The organism is Kribbella sp. NPDC020701 (genome assembly GCF_055562215.1).
On record NZ_JBVHFT010000022.1, the window covers coordinates 101,207 to 123,335 of the forward strand.

A 22,129-nucleotide genomic window follows, 5' to 3' on the forward strand; every position below is an offset into this window, starting at 1 on the left:
AGCTAAGCGTGGCGGGAAGCTTCCAGGGCGAGGAGGAGTTCGGCGACCGACTGTGGATCGCTCAGCGAGCGCCCGGTGCGTTCCTCGATGCGGCGCAGACGATGGCGGACGGTGTTCGGGTGACAGTAGAGCTGCTCGCCGGTCTCGGTGGCGGAGCCGTGATGCGTCGACCAGACCGCCAGGGTCTCGAGCAGAACCTCCCGGTCGTCGATCGGTAGGTCATCGAGCCCACCGAGCACCTTCCGGACGAAGTACTGCATCACGTCCGGTGCCGCGACCGCCGCCATCGTCAACGGTGACTCGTCGAACAGCGCCACCGGAGAGTCCGGCGTCGAACCCGACAACGCGACCCGCGCGAACCGCACCGCCTGCCCGGTCCCGTCGAGTTCGTCGTACGGCGGACTGACGCCGACGCGACCGGTCGCGGACTGGCGCAGCAGGTCGATCAGTACGGCGAGACGCCTGGGCGGCACGCCCACCACGCCGATCTGCAGCTCGGGCAACAGTCGCCAGGCAGACGCGAGACCCACAGACCGCAGCCGCTCCTCCACCGCGGTCAGTGCCTGCCGACCGACCTCGGGCACCTCCGCGGCAACGACCACGAACGGTCCCTTGTGCGGCAGCCGCAACAGCTCGGCCGCCTCCCACAACGTGCCGCCGCCGCTCACGCGGCCCTCGAGCAACGCTTCGACCAACGCCGAGCGCTGCTGGTCCTGCTCCAGCATCCGCCGGGACTGCACGTCGCGATAGGCATCCGTCATCGCGTCGGTGTAGGACGACTGCATCTGCCACAGCCGGCTCGATGCGCGCACCAGGGCCTGGTCGGTGATCCCAGCGGAATGAGCCTCGGTAAGCACCGCGTCCCAGAGATAGCGCGTGCCGACCCGGTACGCCGCCATCACGTCCGCCAGCGGTGCACCCTGCTCCGCCCGCAGCCGCCCGGTCTCGCGGGCGGACACCGGGTCGGAGCGGTCGCCGACCAGTGATTCGAGCATGAAGTCGAAGTTCGCCCCGCAGGACGCCCGCAACGCGGCCGGCGGTACGAGACCACCGGTGCGGTAGAAGTCGATCTCGCTCTCGATCTGGGCCGCCATGGCCTCGATGAATTCGCCGGCCCGGCCCCGGAGCCGGGCGACAAGATCCTCGATCTCCGAGCTGGCGCGCTCCGTGCTCACCCTCGGAGCATAAGCCCCGGGCCGTTGTTCACGGGCACACTCGCGCGCCCGCCACGTTGGCCTGCGGACCATCGACGCGGGCCGGACCCGGACGGATCGTGGAGTCAGATCCCCCCGAACCATCCCCGGAGCGACGCCATGACGAATCTCAGCCTGAACCTGACCGAGTCCGCGGCCATGTACCCGGACCACCCCGCAATCCGGCTGGACGACGACGTCCTGCGCTATGCCGAACTCGGTGACGCCGCAGCCCGCATCGTGAGCCTGCTCCGCGAGTACGGCGTGCAGTCCGGTGACCGGGTCGGCCTGATGCTGCCGAACATCCCCGAGTTCGCGATCGTGTTCTACGGAACACTCCTGGCCGGCGGGATCGCCGTACCGATGAATCCGCTGCTGAAGCGGCGCGAGGTCGAGTACTACCTCGCCGACTCGGGCGCCAAGGTGCTGTTCGCCTGGCACGAGGTGGCCGCCGAAGCCGAAGCCGGCGCCAAGGCCGCGGGCGCCGAGCTGGTGACGGTGTCACCGGACGAGTTCCGCGCTCTGATCTCGACCCGCGAACCGATCGCCGATCCGGTCAGCAAGGACGGTTCCGACACGGCGGTCATCCTCTACACCTCCGGCACCACCGGCCGGCCGAAGGGCGCCGAGCTGACCCATGCCGGCCTCAACACCAACCAGGCGGTCAGCGCCCGGACGCTGTTCCGGATCGGCCCGGACGACGTGGTCATGGGATGCCTGCCGCTCTTCCATGTGTTCGGATTGACCTGCGGACTCAACACCGCGATCGCCAGCGGCGCGACACTGACCCTCATCCCCCGCTACGCCCCGGCGAAGGCGCTCGAGGTGATCGCCCGCGACGGCGTCACGGTGTACGAGGGCGTGCCGACGATGTACGCCGCCATGCTCGGCGTACCCGAGCGCGAGAAGTACGACGTGAGCACGCTGCGCACCTGCGTGTCCGGCGGGGCGGCCCTTCCGGTCGAGGTGCTGCGCGCCTTCGAGGACGCGTTCGGCTGCATCATCCTGGAGGGCTACGGGCTGTCCGAGACGTCTCCGGTCGCCTCGTTCAACCATCCGGACGCGGTCCGCAAGCCCGGGTCGATCGGTACGCCGATCGAGGGCGTGCGGATGCGGGTCGTCGACGACACTGGGCAGCCGCTGCCGACCGGTGAGATCGGCGAGGTCCAGATCGGTGGGCACAACGTGATGAAGGGCTACTGGAACAAGCCTGACGCCACCGCCGCCACGGTCGACGCCGACGGGTGGCTGAGCACCGGCGACCTGGCGCGACAGGACGAGGACGGCTACTTCTTCATCGTCGACCGGAAGAAGGACCTGCTCATCCGTGGCGGGTACAACGTCTATCCCCGCGAGGTCGAGGAGGTCCTCTACGAGCACCCGGCGGTCGCCGAGGCGGCCGTGGTCGGCATCCCGCACGCGTCCCTCGGCGAGGAGATCGGCGCCGCCGTCGCCCTCAAGCCCGGTACGACGGCGACCCCCGAGGAACTGCGGGACTTCATCAAGACCCGGATCGCGGCGTACAAGTATCCGCGCGCGGTGTGGATTGTCGACAATCTGCCGAAGGGGCCGACCGGCAAGATCCAGCGCCGCGACGTCGTCGTACCGGACGGAGTCCTCCGATGAGCACCCACAACGCGCACGCCGACGAGCTCGCCGCCGCGCTCGACCTGCTGCTCACCAGTGCCGCCGTCAGCCCGCTGCGCCGGTTCCTGCCGAACGCCTCCTGGGCCCGAATGACGACCGGACTGGCTCGCCGGCCGCGCACGGTCGCCGGGCGCGCCACAGACCTGGCCGGCGAGCTCGGCCGGATCGCGATCGGCCACTCCGACCGGGCACCTTCCCGCCGCGACCGCCGGTTTGCCGACCCCGCGTGGACCCACAACCCGGTGCTGCGCCGGATCGTGCAGGCCTACCTGGCCGCGGCCGAGACCGCCGGCGCGCTGACCGCGGACGCGCAACTGGAGTGGCGGGACCGGCAACGGATGGGCTTCGTTGTCGACAACCTCGTCGAAGCACTTGCTCCGAGCAACAACCCGCTGGTCAACCCGGTGGCCTGGAAGGCGATGATCGACACCGCCGGCCTGAGCTCGGTCGCCGGAACCCGCAACCTGGTCCGCGACCTGGCCACGGCACCGCGCGTCCCGAGCATGGTCGAGCCGACGGCGTTCGAGGTCGGCAAGACGGTCGCCGCGACCGCTGGCGCGGTCGTGTTCCGCAACGAGGTCCTGGAGCTGATCCAGTACGCCCCGCAGACCCCGAAGGTCCGCGCCGTGCCGCTGCTGATCGTGCCGCCGGTGATCAACAAGTACTACGTCGTCGACCTCGCGCCGGGCCGGAGCATGGTCGAGTACTTCGTCCAGCAGGGCCAGCAGGTGTTCACCATCTCGTGGCGGAACCCGGACGCCCGGCACCGCGACTGGGATATCGACACCTATGGCCAGGCAATCATCGACGCGATGGACGCCGTCCAGCGAATCTGCCGTACCGACAGCACGCAGCTGTTCGCCACCTGCTCCGGCGGGATCCTGGCCTCGATGCTGCTCGGTCAGCTCGCCGATCGCGGTGTACTCGACCGCGTCGCCGGGTTCACCCTCGCGGTCTCGGTGCTCGACCAGACGCACGCCGGATTCGCATCGGCCGCGCTCGACGAGCGGGTGGCCGCCGCGGCCGTCGCCTCGTCCGCCTCCAAGGGATACCTGGACGGCCGGGCGCTCGCCGAGGTATTCGCCTGGTTGCGCCCGACCGATCTGGTCTGGAGTTACTGGGTCAACAACTACCTGCAGGGACGGCCACCGGCGGCGTTCGACGTGCTGTTCTGGAACGCCGACACCACCCGGATGACCGCTGCGCTGCACCGCGGCTTCGTCGAGCTGGCGATGACGAACGCGCTGACCCAGCCGGGTCAGGCGACCATGCTCGGGTCCGCGATCGACCTCGGGAAGATCGGCACCCCGTCGTACGTGATCGCCGGCATCTCCGATCACATCTGCCCTTGGCAGGCCTGCTATCGCAGTACCCAGTTGCTCGGCGGGGAGAGCCGGTTCGTGTTGTCCACGGCCGGGCACATCGCGTCCATGGTGAATCCGCCCGGCAATCCGAAGGCGACGTACCAGCTCAACGAGGCCAACCCACCGGATCCGGACGAATGGTTGCGGACGGCAATGACACGGCAAGGGTCGTGGTGGCCCGACTACGCCGACTGGCTGGGCAGGCGGAGCGGTCGGACGAAGGCCGCGCCCGAGAGCCTCGGCGGTGGCGGGCTGGAGCCGCTCGAACCCGCGCCCGGCAGCTATGTCCGGGAGACGTGACGTGGAGATGCTGACCGCCGCCGGGAGACGGATCCGGTACGACGTACGCCCTGGGGACGTACGACGTACTCCGCTGCTGCTGTGCTGCGGGATCGGCGCCGGCTTCGAAGTGCTGCAGCCGGTGGTCGACGCGCTGGACCGGACGGTGATCCGGTTCGACGTCCCCGGCGTCGGCGGCTCGCAGACCGGGCTGCTCCCGGACGGCATCCCCCGACTCGCCCGGATGGTCGACCGGATGCTGTCGCAGCTCGGGTACGACGAGGTCGACGTACTGGGACTGTCGTGGGGTGGCGCGCTCGCGCAGCAACTCGCGGTCCAGCACCCGCGGCGGGTCCGGCGCCTGGTCCTGGTGAGCACCGGCACGGGCATCCTGATGGTGCCCGGACGGCCGAGCACGCTGCTGCGGATGCTCACACCGCGGCGCTTCGGCGATCCCGAGTACGCCGCAGGAATCGCCGGCGCCATCTACGGCGGCAGCGCCCGGAAGCACGCTGGGGAGATCCGGGCGGTCTTCGAGAACCAGGTGCGGGCCGGATCGCTGCGCGGCTACCTGTACCAACTCGCGGCCGGGGCCTGCTGGACCAGCCTGCCGTTCCTCGGCCTGATCCGGCAGCCGACGCTCGTACTGACCGGCGACGACGACCCGATCATCCCAGTGGTCAACGGCCGGATCCTCGCCCGGCTGATCCCGCACGCCGAGTTGCACATCTACCGCGGCGGGCACGTCGAGCTCGTCACCGAGGCACCCGCGCTGGTGCCCGTCATCACCCGATTCCTATCCCGCTGAGGAGGAACCATGACCACCGACCCGATCGACTTCTACGGCCTCGAACTGCTACTGGACAACCACGATCGCGAGCTCCTTCATGCCGTCCGCGAGTTCGGCGACAAACAGGTGGCGCCGATCATCAACGACTACTGGAACCGGGCCGCGTTCCCGTTCGAACTCGTCCCGGCGCTGCGTGACCTGGGGATCGCCGGTACGCCGTACACCGGGTACAGCTGCCCGGGTCGGAGCTTCCTGCTCGACGGCCTGATCTCGATGGAGCTCAGTACGGCGGACCCGTCGATCGCCACGTTCTTCGGCGTACACAGCGGGCTCTCGATGGGATCGATCTATCTGTGCGGCTCCGAGGAGCAGAAGGAACGCTGGCTGCCGGCGATGGCCCGGCTGGAGAAGATCGGCGCGTTCGGCCTCACCGAGCCCGGGGTCGGATCCGGCGCCTCACGCGGTCTCCAGACCACCGCCCGGCGCGAGGGCGACACGTGGGTGCTGGACGGGCAGAAGAAGTGGATCGGCAACGCGACCTTCGCCGACCTCACGGTGATCTGGGCCCGTGACGTCGAGGACGGACAGGTGAAGGGCTTCGTGGTCGAGAAGGACACACCGGGATTCACGGCCACGAAGCTCGAGGACAAGATGGCGCTGCGCGTCGTACAGAACGCGCTCATCACGCTGGACGGCGTACGGGTGCCGGAGACGAACCGCCTCGCGGGCGCTCAGTCCTTCCGCGACACCGCCAAAGTCTTGCTGATGACCCGCGCCGGTGTCGCGTGGATGGCGGTCGGATGCGCGCGCGGCGCCTACCGTCATGCGCTTGCCTACGCAGGTGAGCGCGAGCAGTTCGGCCGGCCGATCGCGTCGTTCCAGCTCGTCCAGGACCTGCTCGTCCGGATGCTCGCCAACACCACCGCGTCCGCAACCCTCTGCACCCGTCTCTCCCAGTTGCAGGACGCCGGTCTCGCGTACGACGAACACGCCTCGCTCGCCAAAGCCTTCTGCACCGTCCGCATGCGGGAAACCGTCGGCTACGCACGCGAACTCCTCGGCGGCAACGGCATCCTCCTCGAACACAACGTGGCCCGCTACGTCGCCGACGCCGAAGCCATCTACTCCTACGAAGGCACCCGCGAGATGAACACCCTCATCGTCGGCCGCTCCATCACCGGCCAATCGGCGTTCGTCTGAAGTGCAGCCGACGTGGCAGTCCAGCACTGTGACCGCTCATCATGGCGAGTCGGAGCTCTTCAGGTTGTTGGCCAGTTCCGTGCGGGATCGGACCGAGAGTTTGCGGTAGATCCGGGTCAGGTTGGCTTCCACGGTCTTGACGGACATGAAGAGTTCCGCGGCGGTCTCCTGGTTCGAGCGGCCGGCGGCGACGAGCTCGGCGACGCGGCATTCTGTTGCTGTGAGCAACTTCGTTGTGGGTTGCAGGCCGATCCGGCCGGCTTCAAGGCGGGCACGCTCCGCCCATCGCGGTACGCCCAGCTCGTCGAAGGCTTCTGCGGCCGTGGTCAGATGCTCGTCGGCCATGCTTCGGTACCCGGCACGACGACAGACCTGTCCCAGCGCCAGCCGGGTCCGGGCCGCTTCGAACGGGCACTCGGATCCCTTCCGATCAACGAGTTTGCGAAGCTCGGACAACGCGTTGTCGATCTCCCCGCGAGCGGCACTCAACAGTGCCTGGCAACGGTCCGCCGCGACCGCCGCTTCGGGCCGGCCGGCCGCCGCCTGACGTCGGAGCAAGGAGATGGCCGTCGCAACCTCGTCCAGTGCGCCGACCTGCAAAGCCGCGTCGGCGTAGTCGACCGGCCACAGCAGTTGCTCCAGGTCGACCAGCTTGGTACTCGCGAAGATCTGCGCGAGCTCACGCAACGGCACGAGGGCCGCTCGCCAGTCCCCGGCAGAAGTCTCGATGAACCCAAGCTGTGCCAGGAAGCCACCCAGCCAGTAGACCAGCCCGCTCGCTCTCGCTTGATCGGCCGCCGCCTGCGCCAACACACGAGCCTCGTCCAACTCTCCCGCGTACTCCGTGACCAGAACCCGAGCCATGGCTTCTTGGCGGCCAAAGCCGCTCACCCAGGCGCCCATGCGATCCGCCTCGTCCAGGGCCGCCCGGGCGTCACGAACCTTGGAGGCGCGGATGAGGTTCAGAATCAGACAAATGAAGAGGCCCGACAGTTCTCCGTATCGCCCGCCGTCAATGGTCCGCACGATGCCGTCGCGGGTGCGTCTCTCGGCGGTCTCGTCGTTCCAGGGCGCATGAAAGCCGTGAGCCCAGGCCCACTCCGCCGGGGACAGCTCCAGTGAAGAAGACTCGACCAGTCGGTCGATCTCGCTCAACGTCTCCTCGGGATCTCCGATCCCCCAGAGCCGCTGGACGCCTTGCAGCTGGTTCAACGCGACGATCTGAATATCCGGACGGTTCACCGCAGCCGCCTCGCGGACGGCCATCTGGTCCAGCCGCAGCGCGAGCCTGCCGTGGCCTTCCATGCGGTGGTACTCGCTGAGTTCCTGCAGGATCTCGGCGCGGCTCTCACTGCCAGGCGGCGTCATCCGGAACGCCTGCTCGGCGAGCACTCGAGCCCCAGTCAGGTCGTCGGCCAGCCGAGCACGCCGTACCAGCACTTGGGCTTGCTGCTGCGGCTCGTCGGCCAAAGCCGACCCCTTGTCCAGGGCAGCACGTGCGGCCAAGGGGTCGCCGGCACCGGTGTAGGTGTCCACGGCCCGGAGCCAGCGAGCAAAGCCGATGGCCGTGTCCACATCGGAAGGGGTTGCCAGAGCGGCGCCTTCCAGCAGTTCACCGGCCAACTGCAGTGCGCCACGGCTCCGGGAGGTCTCGGCGGCCCGTTCCAGCTCACTCGCCACCATCTCGTCGGGAGCGGTGATCGACGTGGAGCGATGGCGTGCGCGCTCGACCGGATCCTCGAGTTTTTCGGCAAGGACCCGGTGCGCACGACGTCGTTCTTCCGGCGTGGCAACGTCGTACATGGCCGAGGCCAGCAGCGGGTGCGTGAACGCGACCACCGACCCCGCACCGACCTTCGCCACGTCAGCATCACCGGCGGCTTCGAGGGCCGACCGAAGCCGAGTCTCCTCGACGAACCGCTGCAACTGCGTCACTGTGAGCCGTCCCGCCGCGGACACCAGCAGCAGAACGTCGCGAGCGCCCTGCGGAAGCAGTCCGACCTTCTCGCAGAGAAGTCCGGTGAGGCTCGGTGGGACCGGGAAGATCGGATCGTGGCCCTGCTGCGCGCTCCACCGCCATTTCGAAACATCGGACTGCATGGCCTGCGCGATCATCAGGGCGAGGAACGGGTTCCCTCCGCTCGCCCTGGCCACTCCGGCGCTCATCGGCGGAGTCCATCGCGGCCCAAGACGCTTGCGCAGCAACTGACCGATCGCCCACTCCGGCAAGGCACCGAGGATGAGCTCCCGGCGCGGCTCCACCAAGGACCGGATCAGGTCGCCTCCGGAGTCCGGATCGGGTCGCGATGCGATGAGGACACTCAATCGACGCGAGTCGGTGTTCCGCAGCGCGAACCCAAGGCTGCCGACGCTCGCCTGATCGAGCCACTGCAGATCGTCGATCACGAGCAGGATCGGCTCGGCCTCGCACAGCTGGGTCAGGAGGGTCCGGATCGCCAACGGCACCGCCAAGGCGTCGACCTCGCGGTCATCGGGTTCCGTGCGCTGCAGAGCAACGGCCAGGGCGCGGCGCTGCGGCGCCGGCAGCCGATCCTCCGCTGACTCCGGACACTGACTCACCAGCTCGGCCAGTCCCGCGAACGGCAACCCGAGGTCGAACTGCGTCGGCGTGACGGACAGCACCCTCCGCCCCCGGCGCTGCGCCAGCTGATCCGCGACCTTCAGCAGACTGCTCTTGCCGACACCCGGCTCGCCGATCGCGACCACGCTGCCACCGTGTTCCAAGAGGTCGCCAATGACCCGTACGGCGTCCTCGCGACCGTACAGCCCGTAGGCAGCCGCCGATACCTCGTCCACCAGGTCATCATCCGGCACCCTGCCCCGTCGATCGAGGGTCGGGCCGGACCCGATCGAGGGTTTCCCCTGCTGCGATGAGAGCGATCCCATCCGTAGCGTCGCCGCCGTACCCAATATTTCGAGGAGGAAGCAATGACCGCAACGACACAGCCGACCGTCCTACTCATCCACGGCGGCTTCGTCGACGGCTCCGGCTGGCGAGGTGTGTACGATCGTCTCCGAGCCCAGGGACACCGGGTGGCCGTCGTACAGAACCCGACCATGTCACTCGAAGGCGACGTGGCCGCGACCATGCAGGTGCTCGACGAACTCGACGGCCCGGCGATCCTGGTCGGACATTCGTACGGCGGCGTCGTCGTCACCGAGACCGGCAGCGACCCGCGCGTCGCGGGGCTCGTCTACATCGCGGCGTTTGCTCCGGACAAGGGCGAGTCCGTCAACACCCTGATCGCCAACCCGGCGCCCGGCGCACCGGTTCCGCCGATCCTGCCGCCTCGCGACGGCTACCTGTATCTGGACCGCGACAAGTTCCACGACTCGTTCGCCGGCGACCTGCCCGCCGACGAGGCAGCCTTCATGGCCGACTCCCAGGTCCCGTGGGGTGTCAACGCTCTCGACGGCACCGTCACCGAACCCGGCTGGCGCTCCAAGCCGAGCTGGTACCTGGTCGCCGCCGACGACCGGATGATCCCACCGCCGGCCCAGCGCCAGATGGCCCAGCGCACCGGCGCAACGGTCCGCGAGGTCCCCGGCAGCCACTCGGTCTACGTCTCCCAGCCCCAAGCGGTCGCCGACCTCATCCACTCCGCGATCGAGTCCCTCACCTGAGCTAGCCGCTCGGGCGGCCCGCGTCGATGAACTTCTTGATGTGGGGAAGTTGGCCAGGGTCGATGGTGTGGCCGCCTGAGAACGGCAGCAGCTCGACGTCGGCATCTCGACGGCGGAGTTGCTCGGTCAGTCTGCTGGTCTGTTCGGGCGTGGCCATCGGGTCGCTGTCGCCGTTGACGATGAGCACCCGCTTGCCGGCGAGCGCGTGGTCCCTGGGCTCGTCCTGCCCGAAGGGGACCATCGCGGCCAGCAGTACGGCTCCGGCGAGCGACTCGGGGTGGCGGAGGAGCAGCGCGGAGGCCATGTTGGCGCCGTTGGAGAAGCCGACCGCGAGCCACGAGCCGGCGGCCACGTCGTACTTCTGCTCTGCGGCGGTGAGGAAGGCGGCCAGCTCGTCGGCGCGCAGCCGAATGTCGTCCTCGTCGAACACGCCCTCGCTGAGCCTGCGGAAGAACCGTGCCATCCCCTGCTCCGACACGGTCCCCCGCGGAGACAGCACGGGTGCGTCGGGCGCCAGGTGCTGCCGCAGTACAAGGAGGTCGTGCTCGTCGCCTCCCGTGCCATGCAGTAACAGCAGCGGCGGCGCGGACGAGCCCGGCTGCCAGACGTGCGGCCGCTGCAGCGGGTCGTCGCTCATGAGTCGGCTTTGTCCGGCTGCGGTGGTACGCGCAAGGCCGGCAACGTGGCTTGGATCTGCTCTCGGTTCGGTTCGAGCCAGGGCGGAAGCTTCAGGTGCTGGCCGAGTTCCAGCAGCGGTTCATCCACGGTGAAGCCTGGCTGGTCGGTCGCGATCTCCAGCAGCACCCCGCCCGGTTCACGAAAGTAGATCGAGGTGAAGTACTGCCGGTCGAGGATCTCGGTGACCTGTACGCCGGCCTCGATCAATTCCATCCGCCACTTCGCCTGGGTCTCGCCATCGGGTGCCCGGAACGCGATGTGGTGGACCGTTCCGGCCGCCTGGACTCCGCGAGACACGTTGCTGGGCCGGACATCCACCGCCGTACCCTCGGCTCCGCCGGACATCACGAACCGTGACCCATCGGTGGTGTCCTGGCCGTGCTGCATCCCCAGCATGCCTGCGAGCATCTCGGCCGTCGGATCGAGCAGCTGCTCCGTCATGGTGACCGAGAAGAGCCCCCGGATCGCGTTATCGAACGGTATGGCCGCAACACCGTCCCAACCGGACCGGCTGTCGCCGTCGGACGCGACCAACTCGATCACCAAGCCGTCGGGATCGCGCAGCCTCAAGACCTCCTCGTCGGAGCTAGCGACCGGCTCGTCCGCGTCGACCCCAAGTGTCTGCAGCCGCTGCTGCCACCAGCCGAGAGACTCCGGCGGGACACTGAAAGCGGTTGCTGTGGTCAAGCCGGTCCCCTGCACGCCGTTCGGCGCTCCCGGCCACGGAAAGAACGTCAGCAGAGTCGACGGCCGACCCGACGCATCCCCGTAGTACAGGTGATAGGTATCCGGAGCATCGAAGTTGACCGTCCGCTTCACCAGCCGCAACCCCAGCACCGTGGTGTAAAAGTCCACGTTCCGCTGCGGATCCTCCGCAATAGCAGTCACGTGATGCAACCCATGCGGCGCAACCGAGTCAACCATCGCCCATCACCTCCCAGCCCGAGGACGGCATCGCCCCGCCCCTCCCCGACACTACGACCGCACGTCCCCCACCACCACGTACCAACAACACCAATCTGGGGCTTGGAAGGTGATTGAGGTGAAGGCTCGGCCGCAGAACTTCTTCTGGTACGGCGACAAGAAGGTCGCCGGAACTCCCGCGGCCAGCGAGATCAGTCTGCTCTGGTACAACAAGGACTTGTTCACGGACGACTCGATGACCCCGCCGGCGGTGGCCGGCAAAGCCTGGTCGTGGGATCGCCTGCTCGAAGTCGCGACCGCCCTGACCCTTGACCAGAGCGGCAAGCGGCCGAGCGACCCGGGCTTCAAACCCGATCGCATCCGCCAGTTCGGCATCTCGGCTCCGTTGTCGACACAGTGGACCTGGTATCCGCTGATCCGCAGCAACGGTGGCGACGTGACGGAGAGTCGGGCACCAAGTACACGCTCAACAGCCCCGAATGCGTCAAGGTGTTCCAGGACCTGCAGGACCTGATCGACAAGCACCGCGTGGCACCCAGCCCGGCCCAGCTCGGTGGCGGCGACACCGCCAACGCACCGACCACCACGGTCCAGCTGCAGACCAAGCGAGTCGCGATGGCGATCGACGGTCAATGGACCCTGCTCGACATGGGAGAGAGCGATCTCAAGTACGGCATCGGCGTCCTGCCCTCCTATCAGGAACCGATCACCCAGGAGGCCGGCAGCTGCCGGGTCATGTCGGCAAGCACCAAGCACCCGGAGGAGGCGATCGAGCTCTACGCCTACAGCGTGGACGGCAGCAACAGCGACCTCTTCAAGAAGGGGCTGTGGATGCCGGTCGTCCAGCCACTCCTGAAGGGCAAATACCCCATCCCGACCTCCATCTGGCCCGGCGTCACGTGCGAAGGTTCATGTCAGCTCAGCAGAATCTTGCCGGAACAGACGAGGGCAGATCACCTGTCTGCCATTGAGGCCACACCCAGAGTCGTGAAGAGCCGAATCATCCGTCGGGGGTGATGCCGCCGGACGGGCCGGTGATGAGGATGGTTCGGCGGCGCAGACGGCTTCATCAGCCCGCTCGACCCGGGCGGCATCGGACTGCCCGCCGTACGGCGCGACGCGTCGACCGCCGTCGGTAAGCACTGATCATCAGGGGGGACCAAATGGGCTGCCTGTTCGCATTGTTCGCCGGGGTGTTTCCGCGGCTCGGCGTGTTGATCGTGTGGGTCGCACGACCGGAACGGGTCGACGCGGCGTTCAGTACCTGGATCTGGCCGCTGCTGGGCATCATCTTCCTGCCCTTCACGACCCTGATCTATCTGTTGCTCTGGGTGCCCGGGGGACTGGACGGATTCGACTGGTTCTGGATCGGGCTGGCCGCGTTGTTCGACATCGGGCACTGGGCGGCGAGCTTCACCCAACGCAACCAGATCCCCGGCCGGCAGCCGCGGCCGGCCTGACGACGAGGCGGCTACTGCGGGCCGGCGGCTGCGCAAGGTCCTGATGAACAGTGCCGGACGTCACAGCCCTGGAGATAGTTAGGGCACTAATCATTCGGATACTATCGTAGTCGTGAGCAGCCCCACTGAAACCGTGCCGGGCGGGAAGCGAAGGCACCGCAGAACCCCTCGCCCGATGAACATCGAGACCGTCCAGCGATGGGTCGCGTCCGTCATCCTCCTCCACGTGGGCAGCGTCCCCGCCATTACTCTCGCGGTCTACGCCATCGGCTCCGCCAAGGCGGACTTCGGCAAAGGCGTCGGCCTGTGGGCCATGTCCGGCGTCATCGGCCTCCTCACCGTCGCCGGCGTACTCGCCATCTTCCGGCGTTCCCCGCTCTCGCTCTGGCTGATCGCCGGCATCCTCCCGACCGCCATCACCGGCTTCTACATCTTCTGACCGTCAGCTGGGCAGGCACGCTCAGTGCAGGTGTAGGCGGGCATCCGGATGAGGGCGAAGACAGCGACAACGACGGCGATGCCCAGAGGCAGAATGTTGATCCGGTCAGGCGTCGAGTACGGGCGCATCCGCGGCCGACTTGGTGAACCGGGGCAATGCGGCGGCACCGACGGCGAGCAGGGCGATGATGACCATCTGCACGACTTCGACGGTGGCGAAGGCATGCGGGATGCTGTGCTGCGCACGAGCGAGGTAGAGCGTGCCGAGGGTGGCGACGCCGAGAGCCAGGCCGCTCTGCTGCAGAGTGATCAGTACGCCGCTGCCGACCCCGCCGAGATGTGTCGGTACGTCGGCCAGCACACTGCGGAACAGGCCGGCGAACAGCATCGATTGCCCGGCCCCGGCCAGCGCGAGCGGGACCGCCAGGTCCCACAGGTGGACGTGGGGCCAACGGTCGACCACGACGGCGACCAGTGACGTGAGGCCGGCGAGCTGGATGACTGCGCCGACCGACAGAGCCGCCCGCCCGAAGCGTCGGATCGCCTTTGGCGCGAACAGGGACCCGAGGAAGAACAGCACCGCCATGGGCAGGATCGCCAAGCCGCCGTGAAGTGCATCCTCGTGCAGGCCATCCTGGGTGGTCAGGGCGAAGACGAACATGAATGCGCCGAAGCCGATGCTGAATGCGAACACCATCACCAGACCGCGCGACATCGACGGCAGCCTGAGCAGCGACGGCGGCAGCAGCGGGATCTGACCACGCTGCTCGGCCCGCCGCTCCACCACGAAAGTGACGGCGCCGAGGACAACCGCGAGGGCGATCATCGCCCAGGTCCACCACGGCCACCCCAGCGAGTGACCCTCGGTGAGTGGGACCAGTACGGCGGTCAGTGTGGCGGCGAACAGCGCGGTGCCGGGCAGGTCGACGCCTACCGGGTGATCCGAACGGGTGTTGGGCACGATGCGGGCCGCGACGGCCAGCACCACCAGGCCGATCGGCACGTTGACCAAGAAGATCGGCCGCCACGATGCCCCGGCGATGTCCGCGCTGACGAGCAAGCCGCCAACCAACTGACCAACCACGGCCGCGATACCGGACGTCGCACCGTACAGGGCAAGGGCTCGTGCCTTGCGTTCATGTTCGAGCGTGTGATGGAAGGTCGCGAGTACCTGAGGCACCAAGAGCGCAGCGGTCGCGCCCTGCACGATGCGGGCGGCGATCAGTACGCCGACGGTCGGCGCGAAACCACACACCGCCGAAGCCACGATGAACCCGACGAGTGCGCCGAGGAAGACGCGGCGACGGCCGAGACGGTCGCCGAGCCGGCCGCCGAGGACCAGCAGAGCGGCGTACGCGACGCCGTACCCGGCGATCACCAGCTCCAGCTCGGACGCCGAGGCGTGCAGGGAGACGTCGATGCTCGGCAGCGCGACGTTGGTGATGAAGAAATCCATGATCGGCAGGAACGCACCGGCGAGCAGGAAGAACACGCCGACGGGGTGCAACCCGCCGGACAGCGCAACCGCTCGCGGCGAGCGACGCCCAGCCTGCCGCGCGGAGAGGGTGAAGGCCATTGATGCTCCAAGTAGCTATGAGTTGATAACTATCTAGACATAATTAGTATGTGCTCATAACTATCGGCAGACAATCAACTAGGCTGGCGATGTGACGAAGGACCCATCACCGCGCCACGGCTCCCGGCAGGCCCGCAGATCAGCCGACGAAGAGCGCTGGGCCGACCTCGCCGACCTCGCGTTGGTGATCAGCCGGGAGATCCAGTACCGCGGCTACGCCGACGCGGAGGCGGTCGGCCTGACCCAGTCCGAAGGCATGGTGATGCGCTACCTGCTCCAGGACCAAGCAGCAGCCGCCCCCAGCCAGATCGCCACCGCCACCGGACTCCAGCGCACCAACCTCTCGACGACGCTGCGCGGCCTCGAGCACAAGGGCATGATCCAGCGCCAGACCAGCCCGGCCGACGGCCGCGGCGTCACCGTCAGCCCAACAGAACACGGCCGGACCAACTCCACCCTGGTACGGCACGAGTGGGCGACCGCCGTCCGCGAGGCAGCCGGCGACGACAACACCCACCTCGACGCCGCCCTCACGCTGCTCACCACCATCAGAGACGGCCTGGTCAAGACCCGCCCTCAATCCCCTTCCCACCACCCACCGGCCTAGCCGGCCCACGCCGTGACGCTCGTACGCCGCGTGGTCTGCGACAGTCGCGCGGGGATCGCAGCATGGCGAATCCTATTGCTGGGTTGGTGTTCCTTGATGGTGGAACATCTGCCAATGTCCCGGAGCGACCCGACGCCAAAGCGAGGTCCTGTTGGAACGCCGCTCACCGTTGTCAGACGTGTATTTGACCATCACCAGCCCGTCGCCCAACCGGTAGCCGCGCATGTCGTGGAAGCGGATCGGTTCACCGTGCGGGTCGGTGCCGGCCGCGACGAGCTCTGCCGTGCCCTCGAACTCGATCTCACCCCCCGATGCCCCGAACTCATGGAAGTCCGGGGCCAGCAACCTCCGCAGGCGAGCTGGGTCGGCACGGCACTCCAGGCTCAGCGACTCCTGCTCCGCAGCGACGGCCTCCGCCACCTGCGGATCGTCGGACCCGTCTGCACCGTCGTGGAACTCCTTGGCTGTCATGGAACCCGACGATGACACGGCCGTCATCGACACGCATCCCTATTCGGCTCGACATCCGGACGCGCGACGAGCGCACGGATGTCGCGCCGGGCCTGCATCGCGACGTCGTCACAACGGCGCGGGCCGTCGCCCGCGGCGACTCTGCGTGCCCGCCAACGGTCACCGCCGCGATGCTTCGGCGGATCGGATCCTCCGGCCGATCGCCGCCCGCGCTTAGGGACTTCGGACTCTGCCGCTCCACGTCCGCGGCGGATGATGCTCGAGGTGGAAGGTGCGGCATCGGACGAGCACGTTGGTGGGCGACATGAGCGCGAACGCCGTCAGCCGGGCGTCATGCTGGCTGGGTAGGGTCGTGAGAGGGACCGTTGCTGCAGGCCTCCTTCTCGGGTCCGCCGCGCCGATGGTTCCTCTCCGAACGGCGCCACCGGCCTCGACGCCCGATGTGGCGGCGACGGTCATCGACCGCTACCGAGAGCGGATCCCTCAGCTCATGGCCGAGCAGGGAGTACCGGGTCTGGCGGTCGCGCTCGTGGACGGCGATCGGGCGCTGTGGCTCGAGGGCTTCGGCTACCGGGACCCTGAGGGCGGTGGTCCGGTGTCCGCTGACACGATCTTCAGCGTCCAGTCGATGTCGAAGACCTTCACGGCTACGGCCGTCATGCAGGCGGTCGCGGCCGGTCGACTGGATCTCGATGAGCCGATCACGACGTACCTTCCCGGGTTCACTGTCCACAGTGCGTTCGAGGAGCATCCCGAGCGGAAGATCACGCTCCGGATGCTCCTGAGCCACACCGCCGGCTTCACCCACGAGGCCCCGGTGGGCAACAACAACGAGCTCGATCCCGGCGACTTCGGCTCGCACGTCCGCAGCATCTCCGACACCTGGCTGCGCTTCCCGGTCGGCAGCGGATACGCGTACTCGAACCTGGGAATCGACCTCGCCGGCTACATCCTGGAGCGAGTCGAGAACAAGCCGTTCGCAGAGGAGATGCACGACTCGCTGCTCGGTCCGCTGGGCATGGACCACAGCACGTTCGATCGGACGGTGATCCGGTCGACCGCGGATCGCGCGGTGGGACATGCTTACCCCTTCCCCGAGATCCCGGTCGACGTGCCGATGACGGCGGCCGGCGGCCTGTACACCAGTGCCGCCGACCTCGCCCGCTTCCTTCGCTTCGAGCTGACCGACGGCTCCATCGACGGTCGCGCTGTCCTCGATCCGACGTCCATGGAGGAGTTACGCACCGTCCCGGCACCCAGTGCCGGAGCACCGGCCGGCTACGCGCTCGGCGTCATGCGCACGCAGTGGAATCGCTGGGACCAACGACCCGATCTGTTCACCCACGGCGGCGGTGGCTTCGGCTTCCTCTCCGATCTGTGGTGGCTGCCGCAGGTCCGGATCGGGATCGCCATCGTGACCAACTCCCAAGATCACCAGCTCCAGGGAGATCTCGCGTTGTCGATTCTCGGTGACCTGGTGACGGAGCCGGGCGTGTATCGCGACCGGCTGCTCGCGCTGCCGTCGCGGCCGCCGGTGGTCGATCCGAGCCGATTCGAACCCCCGGCCGGGATGACGAAACTGGTTGCCAACGCCGCCATGGCCACGACAGGTGATGAGGCGACCCGCTGGTCGGGCTACGCCGGTCCGTACCGGGCGCCCGAGTGGGGCGTGCTCGCGCCGACAGGTCCGCTGGGACGGTTCGTCGTCGACGGAGGCGTCCCATACTTTGACGTCGACGACACGGAGTCGCTCGTCCGCCACCACCTCGTCGAAGTCACACCCGGCGTCTTCCTCGCGGACAACGGCGAGACGCTCGACCTGCAAGGCCCTGTCCCGAGATGGCAAGGTCTCAGGCTCGTTCGAGTGGCAGAAGGCCCCGCTCTGTGGCAATGGGCCGTTCTCGGGACCGCCGCCCTCCTTGCAGCCGCATGGCTCGTCACTGCCGCAGCTCGTGAGGTACATCGCCACCGGTCGCGCTCGGCTTCAGGCGAGCGGCCCGCCGGCCTGCGTCGGATCGTCGCCCTTACCTGGGTCGCCACAGCGATGGCGACGATCGCCAACGTGGCCCTGCTTGCGTGGATGCCTGGACTCGTGGATTCCGGCTTCCTCGGCTGGCTCGACATCTCCTTGGCGCAGCGCCTGGCGTTGCACTTGCCGCTAGCGCTGGCCGTTCTGAGCGTGTCCACGCTTGTCCTCATGACCGCGGGGTGGGTACTCCGCTGGTGGTCGAGTGCGCTCAAACTCCACTACGCAGTACTTGCCGTTGCCTCAGTCGCCGTGATCGCCCAGCTCGCCACTTGGCACCTGATCGGCTGGGGCCTCACGTGACTGATCAGTTCACCTAGGACTGGAGGGGTGCGTTCCTGGTTGGTGGACGATCGCTGTCGGACCCTTGGCGTGCTGCAGGATGCCGCGGGCCGTGCCGCCCAGCAGGAGCGCCATCATCCGCCGGTGAGTGCGGCCGCCGACTACCAGCAGCTGGGCGTCTGCGTCGCGAGCAGCATCGGTCAATCCGGCGACCGGGTGACCGCGCGTGAGTTCTGCCTCGAACGTGACGCCGGGGTATCTGTCGCGGCACCGCTCCACCGCCGCATCCAGCCGGTCCGCATAGTAGCGATGCCTGGTTTCGACAGCGCTCGCGGCAGCGGCCTCGTCGCCGGTGAGCATCGCCGGGGCGTCCCAGACGTGCACCAGGCGAACCGGAGCCTGGCGCTCCGCGGCGAGGCCGACCGCGAAGTCGACCGCTGCCTCGCAACGCTCGAGTTCGTCCACCCCAACCACGATCGGAGCCACCCGGTCGCCCGGACTCCACTTCGGCGGTACGACGACCACCGGCGTCGAGGCCTCGTACACGACGGCTTCCGCTGTGGAGCCGATCAGCAGCCGGCCTACGATGCCACGTCCGTGCCGCCCGACCACGAGCATCCGGTCGTTCCCGGTGGATCGCGCCAGAATGTGCGACGGCACACCGGACAGCAACACGGCCGTGTGCAGCCCCGCGCCGTCATGGTGGTCCAGGTACTCGCGGACATTGGCTACCAGCTGTTTGCCCGCCTCGGCGGCGCCACGACCGTCGAGGAAGAGTCCCGTCGGAGGCCGTTCGCCGACCACGTGCAGCACCCGTATCGAGGCAGCGCTGAGTGCTGACTCGTGCAGCGCCCAGTCGACGGCACCGTTGTCGGACCAACTGTCGTCCACACCTACGGCGATCGAGATCTTCTCTGTCATGACCAGTTCCTCACTGCCGGTGCGTCCACCCTCGTCTCGCCGTCCGGCCGTAACCAGGGCCGGATTGCCCGCCGACTCGGGACCAAAGACGCATGGCGACCTCGCAGATCGGCAGCCCGGTAGCAGGAGATCCCGGTCGTTACGGGTCTTCCGGCCCTGCACGGCTCGGTTGACCGACTGGACGCTGTAGGCAGAGCGAGCCGAGAGTCGAACAGAGGTGAGAACGATGCTGATCCGGGACGTCATGACCACCCCGGCAGTGACCGTGACAACGCGGTCGTCGACCGGGTCGGTTCTGCGGTTGATGCACGAGGAGCAGATCAGTTCGGTTCCCGTCGTCGACGACCGCGGGGCTCTGATCGGAATCATCAGCGAGACAGAGCTCCTTCAGGACGCGGTTCTGGCCGACCGGGTCCCGGCCGGACGCGTCTCCGGTACGTCGCCATCCCGCAAGGTCGGCCACGCCCTGACGCACCACGTCGTCACCGTGAGTCCTGACGACAAGATCGAACCAGCGATCGCCCTCCTGCGGTCGACGACGCTGGAGCACCTGCCGGTCGTCGAGAACGATCGAGTGGTCGGAACGGTCGGCTCCGAGGACATGGTCCGGAAGCTCCCCGAGTCCCCCCGCGGCTGCGAGCTCGAGACCTCCGCCGGGACAGCTGCGGACCCAGTACGACGCACCCGCCGCCACCGCTGAGTTCGATGGGTGGGTGCTCGCGTGCACAGCGACAGGAAGTGTCGGCCCTGTTCCGGCCCGGACGGCCGGTCTCACGCCTGAACACTTCGCGTGACGACGAGTCCTGGACCGACACCTCCTGTCGATCTGCACATCCTCCGAGCAGCCGCACACATCACCCACACGTTCGGCAGAGGAGCCACAGAGGTCCCGTGCCGGCTGGGACCTTCGTCTCTGGGATCACCTTCGCCGCCAGGACATCGTGGAGGTAGACGCGGACCGAGACCCTGACGACGCGTACCACGAGTTCCGCGCGACGGACGCCGGAACCATCGGCAGAACGAGGTGATGACGATGTTGATCCGGGACCTGATGAGCGCACCCGTGGTCACCGTGACGGCGGAGACATCGGTTGGCGTGGCACTCCGGCTCCTCGACGATCGGAAGATCACCGCCATGCCGGTCGTCGACGCAACCGGCGTACTCCTCGGCATCGTCAGCGAGGCCGACCTCGTCCAGGACGCCGCACCCCTGGACGACCGCGCGCCGAAGGCGGCCGTCCGGACAACCACCGACACACCACCACGCCGGATCGCCGACGTGATGAGCCACCTGGTGGTCACCGTCCACGCCGACGACGAGTTGGACGTCGCGATCGACCTGATGTCGTCGACGATGATGAAGAGCCTGCCGGTGCTGGATCACACCCGCGTCATCGGCATGATCAGCCGCAGCGACGTCGTCCACCTGCTCGCCGGCCGTGACGACCGGATCCGCGCCGAGGTTCAAGAAGTCATCCGGGCCGAGAACCCGGACTGGCAGGTCGACGTCCACGACGGTGTCGTCACAGTGACCGGCCCAGTCGACCCGAGCGAGCGCAACATCGCCCGCGTCCTGGCCGGTTCCGTCCGCGGCGTCATTGCTGTCCTCAGCCGCTGACATGATGAACCTCGCGACCGAACAGGCGATTACGCGATGACCGACGTTCAACTGCCGGCGGTCCCGCCTGGTTCGGGACTGTCGGCCCCTGCCGACCGCCCGCCGCTTGCCTTGTGCTCGAGATGACCAGCGAAGGAGGGCACCCCCGTGAACGCTCCAGCCCTGACCCGCGACGAGGTGGGCATTCTGCTCACCGCCGCGATGTACGCCCCGTCCATGGGCAACACTCAGCCCTGGCGGTTCGAGGTCGCCGGACCCGTGATCGACGTCCGGCTCGACGAGGACCTGGTCCTGCCGGCCGCCGACCCGGCCGGCCGTGCGATCAGGATCGGTCTGGGCGCGGCGGCCTTCAATCTCCGCGTTGCCGCCGCGATGCTCGGGCACGAGTCGACGTTCGCCGCCTCCCCCGACCCGGCCGAACCGGAGGTGGTCGCCCGGATCTACCTGTCCGATCGCGGTAGCCCGGCGACCGAGCTGTCCTGCCTGTTCGGCGAGATCTCGCGCCGGCACACCTATCGCGGCCCGCTGCTCGACCAGGCCATCCCGCTGACGGTGATCAGCGCATTGACCCGGGCCGCAGAGGTCGAAAATGCCGAGCTGCACTGGTTGAACGAGCACACCACCCGGAAGCTCGGACAGCTCCTGCGGAGGGCCGACGACCTCGACCTGCACGACGAGGACCGCCTGCACGAGCGTGGGCGATGGATCGGCGGCAAGCGCCAGTACGACGGCATACCCGGCCCTGCCCTCGGGCCGGCGCCAACCGGTCCGGCCATGGTCCGCGACCTGGCGGCCGGGTTCGCCGTACCCGGACGCGAGCACGCGGTGTTCGAACGACAACCGCGGATCGCTGTGCTCGGCACCGCGGACGAAGACGAGCGCGCATGGGCGCAGGCCGGCCAGGCGTTGGAGAGAGTGTTGCTGACAGCAACTTCCTCGGTGCTGGCCGCCTCCTTCCTCAACCAAGCGCTGGAGCACCCGGCGCTGCGGGCCGAGGTCCGGCACCTGAT

Annotated in this window: 21 protein-coding genes; 14 read left to right on the forward strand and 7 right to left on the reverse strand. The window is 68.1% G+C overall.

Annotated features, from left to right (window positions below; all coding sequences use genetic code 11):
* Positions 1-2: 2 nt before the first annotated feature.
* The gene (locus ACZ3HV_RS38510; RefSeq protein WP_465692017.1) at positions 3-1,175 is read right to left on the reverse strand and encodes a PucR family transcriptional regulator; all 1,173 of its coding nucleotides are present in this window, start codon (positions 1,173-1,175) and stop codon (positions 3-5) included.
* Positions 1,176-1,313: 138 nt separating this feature from the next.
* Here ACZ3HV_RS38510 and ACZ3HV_RS38515 point away from each other — a divergent pair, with 138 nt between their 5' ends.
* The 4 genes from ACZ3HV_RS38515 to ACZ3HV_RS38530 are packed head-to-tail and all read left to right on the forward strand — an operon-like array spanning position 1,314 to position 6,473.
* Positions 1,314-2,819: a long-chain-fatty-acid--CoA ligase gene (locus tag ACZ3HV_RS38515; protein ID WP_465692019.1), complete on the forward strand. Its 1,506-nt coding sequence runs from the start codon at positions 1,314-1,316 to the stop codon at positions 2,817-2,819.
* Positions 2,816-4,504: a PHA/PHB synthase family protein gene (locus tag ACZ3HV_RS38520; protein WP_465692021.1), complete on the forward strand. Its 1,689-nt coding sequence runs from the start codon at positions 2,816-2,818 to the stop codon at positions 4,502-4,504. The genes ACZ3HV_RS38515 and ACZ3HV_RS38520 overlap by 4 nt, the downstream gene beginning before the upstream one ends.
* A gap of 7 nt (positions 4,505-4,511) precedes the next feature.
* Complete coding sequence (phaZ, locus tag ACZ3HV_RS38525) at positions 4,512-5,291, forward strand: poly(3-hydroxyalkanoate) depolymerase (RefSeq protein ID WP_465692058.1); 780 nt, start codon at positions 4,512-4,514, stop codon at positions 5,289-5,291.
* Positions 5,292-5,300: 9 nt separating this feature from the next.
* Positions 5,301-6,473 carry an acyl-CoA dehydrogenase family protein gene (locus ACZ3HV_RS38530; protein ID WP_465692023.1) on the forward strand — a complete coding sequence of 391 codons (1,173 nt, stop codon included), beginning with the start codon at positions 5,301-5,303 and terminating at the stop codon, positions 6,471-6,473.
* A gap of 39 nt (positions 6,474-6,512) precedes the next feature.
* On the opposite strand, the gene ACZ3HV_RS38535 is transcribed toward ACZ3HV_RS38530, so the two are convergent.
* The gene (locus ACZ3HV_RS38535; RefSeq protein ID WP_465692025.1) at positions 6,513-9,290 is read right to left on the reverse strand and encodes a helix-turn-helix transcriptional regulator; all 2,778 of its coding nucleotides are present in this window, start codon (positions 9,288-9,290) and stop codon (positions 6,513-6,515) included.
* Between the two features lie 132 nt (positions 9,291-9,422).
* Here ACZ3HV_RS38535 and ACZ3HV_RS38540 point away from each other — a divergent pair, with 132 nt between their 5' ends.
* Entirely contained in the window at positions 9,423-10,118 is a 696-nt protein-coding gene (locus ACZ3HV_RS38540; protein WP_465692027.1) for an alpha/beta fold hydrolase, read from the forward strand.
* Position 10,119: 1 nt separating this feature from the next.
* Here ACZ3HV_RS38540 and ACZ3HV_RS38545 read toward each other — a convergent pair whose 3' ends face one another.
* Both ACZ3HV_RS38545 and ACZ3HV_RS38550 read right to left on the reverse strand, forming a co-directional pair.
* Complete coding sequence (locus tag ACZ3HV_RS38545) at positions 10,120-10,755, reverse strand: alpha/beta hydrolase (protein WP_465692029.1); 636 nt, start codon at positions 10,753-10,755, stop codon at positions 10,120-10,122.
* Positions 10,752-11,720: a ring-cleaving dioxygenase gene (locus ACZ3HV_RS38550; RefSeq protein WP_465692031.1), complete on the reverse strand. Its 969-nt coding sequence runs from the start codon at positions 11,718-11,720 to the stop codon at positions 10,752-10,754. The genes ACZ3HV_RS38545 and ACZ3HV_RS38550 overlap by 4 nt, the downstream gene beginning before the upstream one ends.
* 118 nt (positions 11,721-11,838) lie before the next feature.
* Between ACZ3HV_RS38550 and ACZ3HV_RS38555 the strand changes: the two genes are divergently transcribed.
* From ACZ3HV_RS38555 to ACZ3HV_RS38570, 4 genes are all read left to right on the forward strand, one after another.
* A complete protein-coding gene (locus ACZ3HV_RS38555) occupies positions 11,839-12,234 on the forward strand; it encodes an extracellular solute-binding protein (RefSeq protein WP_465692033.1) in 396 nt (131 codons plus the stop codon).
* A complete protein-coding gene (locus ACZ3HV_RS38560) occupies positions 12,210-12,737 on the forward strand; it encodes a hypothetical protein (protein ID WP_465692035.1) in 528 nt (175 codons plus the stop codon). Before ACZ3HV_RS38555 ends, ACZ3HV_RS38560 begins: the two co-directional genes overlap by 25 nt.
* A gap of 146 nt (positions 12,738-12,883) precedes the next feature.
* Entirely contained in the window at positions 12,884-13,180 is a 297-nt protein-coding gene (locus ACZ3HV_RS38565; protein ID WP_465692037.1) for a hypothetical protein, read from the forward strand.
* Positions 13,181-13,355: 175 nt separating this feature from the next.
* Entirely contained in the window at positions 13,356-13,619 is a 264-nt protein-coding gene (locus ACZ3HV_RS38570; RefSeq protein WP_465692039.1) for a hypothetical protein, read from the forward strand.
* 105 nt (positions 13,620-13,724) lie between these two features.
* Here the strand turns inward: ACZ3HV_RS38570 and ACZ3HV_RS38575 are convergent, their stop codons facing one another.
* On the reverse strand, positions 13,725-15,194 hold the full coding sequence (locus tag ACZ3HV_RS38575; protein ID WP_465692041.1) for an MFS transporter: 1,470 nt from the start codon (positions 15,192-15,194) through the stop codon (positions 13,725-13,727).
* Positions 15,195-15,285: 91 nt separating this feature from the next.
* On the opposite strand from ACZ3HV_RS38575, the gene ACZ3HV_RS38580 reads away from it, so the two are divergent.
* On the forward strand, positions 15,286-15,801 hold the full coding sequence (locus ACZ3HV_RS38580) for a MarR family winged helix-turn-helix transcriptional regulator (protein WP_465692043.1): 516 nt from the start codon (positions 15,286-15,288) through the stop codon (positions 15,799-15,801).
* Positions 15,802-15,873: 72 nt separating this feature from the next.
* Here ACZ3HV_RS38580 and ACZ3HV_RS38585 read toward each other — a convergent pair whose 3' ends face one another.
* Positions 15,874-16,272, reverse strand: coding sequence for a nuclear transport factor 2 family protein (locus ACZ3HV_RS38585; RefSeq protein ID WP_465692045.1), 399 nt, complete (start codon positions 16,270-16,272; stop codon positions 15,874-15,876).
* Positions 16,273-16,672: 400 nt separating this feature from the next.
* Here ACZ3HV_RS38585 and ACZ3HV_RS38590 point away from each other — a divergent pair, with 400 nt between their 5' ends.
* The gene (locus ACZ3HV_RS38590; RefSeq protein ID WP_465692047.1) at positions 16,673-18,601 is read left to right on the forward strand and encodes a serine hydrolase domain-containing protein; all 1,929 of its coding nucleotides are present in this window, start codon (positions 16,673-16,675) and stop codon (positions 18,599-18,601) included.
* A 9-nt stretch (positions 18,602-18,610) separates the two neighbouring features.
* Here the strand turns inward: ACZ3HV_RS38590 and ACZ3HV_RS38595 are convergent, their stop codons facing one another.
* Positions 18,611-19,501 carry a universal stress protein gene (locus tag ACZ3HV_RS38595; RefSeq protein WP_465692049.1) on the reverse strand — a complete coding sequence of 297 codons (891 nt, stop codon included), beginning with the start codon at positions 19,499-19,501 and terminating at the stop codon, positions 18,611-18,613.
* 226 nt (positions 19,502-19,727) lie between these two features.
* On the opposite strand from ACZ3HV_RS38595, the gene ACZ3HV_RS38600 reads away from it, so the two are divergent.
* From ACZ3HV_RS38600 to ACZ3HV_RS38610, 3 genes are all read left to right on the forward strand, one after another.
* Entirely contained in the window at positions 19,728-20,201 is a 474-nt protein-coding gene (locus ACZ3HV_RS38600; RefSeq protein WP_465692051.1) for a CBS domain-containing protein, read from the forward strand.
* A gap of 333 nt (positions 20,202-20,534) precedes the next feature.
* Positions 20,535-21,119, forward strand: a complete 585-nt coding sequence (locus ACZ3HV_RS38605; protein ID WP_465692053.1) for a CBS domain-containing protein — start codon at positions 20,535-20,537, stop codon at positions 21,117-21,119.
* A 147-nt stretch (positions 21,120-21,266) separates the two neighbouring features.
* The coding region (locus ACZ3HV_RS38610; RefSeq protein WP_465692055.1) for an Acg family FMN-binding oxidoreductase at positions 21,267-22,129 on the forward strand (863 nt) is incomplete at its 3' end.

Coding starts and splice junctions, on each gene's coding strand:
- ACZ3HV_RS38550 (WP_465692031.1), bottom strand. CDS start 11,720: ATGGTTGACTCGGTTGCGCCGCATGGGTTGCATCACGTGACTGCTATT.
- ACZ3HV_RS38605 (WP_465692053.1), top strand. CDS start 20,535: ATGTTGATCCGGGACCTGATGAGCGCACCCGTGGTCACCGTGACGGCG.
- ACZ3HV_RS38565 (WP_465692037.1), top strand. CDS start 12,884: ATGGGCTGCCTGTTCGCATTGTTCGCCGGGGTGTTTCCGCGGCTCGGC.
- ACZ3HV_RS38545 (WP_465692029.1), bottom strand. CDS start 10,755: ATGAGCGACGACCCGCTGCAGCGGCCGCACGTCTGGCAGCCGGGCTCG.
- ACZ3HV_RS38575 (WP_465692041.1), bottom strand. CDS start 15,194: ATGGCCTTCACCCTCTCCGCGCGGCAGGCTGGGCGTCGCTCGCCGCGA.
- ACZ3HV_RS38585 (WP_465692045.1), bottom strand. CDS start 16,272: ATGACAGCCAAGGAGTTCCACGACGGTGCAGACGGGTCCGACGATCCG.
- ACZ3HV_RS38590 (WP_465692047.1), top strand. CDS start 16,673: ATGGTTCCTCTCCGAACGGCGCCACCGGCCTCGACGCCCGATGTGGCG.
- phaZ (WP_465692058.1), top strand. CDS start 4,512: ATGCTGACCGCCGCCGGGAGACGGATCCGGTACGACGTACGCCCTGGG.
- ACZ3HV_RS38520 (WP_465692021.1), top strand. CDS start 2,816: ATGAGCACCCACAACGCGCACGCCGACGAGCTCGCCGCCGCGCTCGAC.
- ACZ3HV_RS38540 (WP_465692027.1), top strand. CDS start 9,423: ATGACCGCAACGACACAGCCGACCGTCCTACTCATCCACGGCGGCTTC.
- ACZ3HV_RS38570 (WP_465692039.1), top strand. CDS start 13,356: ATGAACATCGAGACCGTCCAGCGATGGGTCGCGTCCGTCATCCTCCTC.
- ACZ3HV_RS38595 (WP_465692049.1), bottom strand. CDS start 19,501: ATGACAGAGAAGATCTCGATCGCCGTAGGTGTGGACGACAGTTGGTCC.
- ACZ3HV_RS38600 (WP_465692051.1), top strand. CDS start 19,728: ATGCTGATCCGGGACGTCATGACCACCCCGGCAGTGACCGTGACAACG.
- ACZ3HV_RS38515 (WP_465692019.1), top strand. CDS start 1,314: ATGACGAATCTCAGCCTGAACCTGACCGAGTCCGCGGCCATGTACCCG.
- ACZ3HV_RS38530 (WP_465692023.1), top strand. CDS start 5,301: ATGACCACCGACCCGATCGACTTCTACGGCCTCGAACTGCTACTGGAC.